The sequence below is a fragment of the Frankia nepalensis genome (assembly GCF_016786325.1).
GTDB lineage: Bacteria > Actinomycetota > Actinomycetes > Frankiales > Frankiaceae > Pseudofrankia > Pseudofrankia nepalensis.
In genome coordinates, this window is the sequence record NZ_JADWYU010000007.1 from 1 (window position 1) to 1,171 (window position 1,171).

A 1,171-nucleotide genomic window follows, 5' to 3' on the forward strand; every position below is an offset into this window, starting at 1 on the left:
CTAAGCGCGTATCCAGAAGTCCTGCACGTAACCCGGAGTGAGGTCGCGGGCGTGGAGGAGTGGCGACACCGGCCTCGCCGGGGGTTGGATCGAGGTTGCACCAGTCGTCCGCCCGTCCGGCGAGGTCGTGGTCAGTATGCGCCCGCCCAGCGTGTTCGCCAACCGCTCCACCTGCGACGTTGAGGAGCTGCGTGGTGATCTGCGGGGCCGGTGGAGGGTGGCCCTACGGGCGGTGATGGTGCTGCTGTCCCTGCACGGCCTGACCTCGGCCGAGATCGCCGGGCTGCTGGAATGCCATCCGAGCACGGTGCGCCGCTGGATCGGCCGGTTCGACGCCGAAGGGGTGGCGGGACTGGCCGACCGGCCCCGACCGGGACGGCCCCGGCTGGGCGGACGCCGGCTGTGCGCGCGGATCGCCGCCCTGCTGGAGTGCCCGGGGCCGTGGACGGTCCGGCGGATCTGGCGCCGTCTGGGCCGGCCGAACCTGAGCCCGCGCACGCTGTACCGCCGGATCCGCCAGGTCGCCGTGTGGCGGCGCCCCAAGCTGATCGCTCGTGGCGACCCCGCCCACGACGAGGTCGTGGCCGCGATCGCCACGCGGGTGGCCCGGCTGCCGCGCCGAGCGGTGGTGTGGGCCGAGGACGAGACCCACCTGCACCTGTTGCCCCACGTGCGCGCCAGCTGGACCCGGCGCGGTCGCCGCCCCAGGGTCGACACGCCGGGAAAGAACCGGCAGGTCAGCGTGTTCGGTGCGGTGGAGCTGGCCACCGGCCGGTGGGTGTATCGGCTGGGCCGCCGGTGCGCGGCCGACTTCGTCGCCCTGCTGGAGACACTGATCGGCGCGTTCCCGTACGCCCCGAAGGTCGTGGTGATCTGCGATAACGACAGCATCCACCACGCCCACGCGGTCACGACCTACCTGGCCGAGCACCCCCGTCTGGAGGTGCTGTACGGGGCGCGGTACAGCCCGCACGACAACCCGGTCGAACGGATCTGGGCCGCGTTGAAGAACCACATCGCCAACACCGCCGTGACCTGGCCCGGCCGGCGCAGACAGATCCACGCGTTCTTCCGCGCCCGCTCACCCGACCAGATGCTGACCACCGCGGCCCCCTGGACCAGCCCCTGGCTGCCGCCGGGTTACGCGCAGGACTTTCGGAATGCCGCTTAG

General features: G+C 72.4%; 1 protein-coding gene. It reads left to right on the plus strand.

Annotated features, from left to right (window positions below; genetic code table 11):
- Nucleotides 1–136: 136 nt before the first annotated feature.
- Nucleotides 137–1,171, plus strand: a complete 1,035-nt coding sequence (locus I6A81_RS00050) for an IS630 family transposase (protein WP_203010053.1) — start codon at nucleotides 137–139, stop codon at nucleotides 1,169–1,171.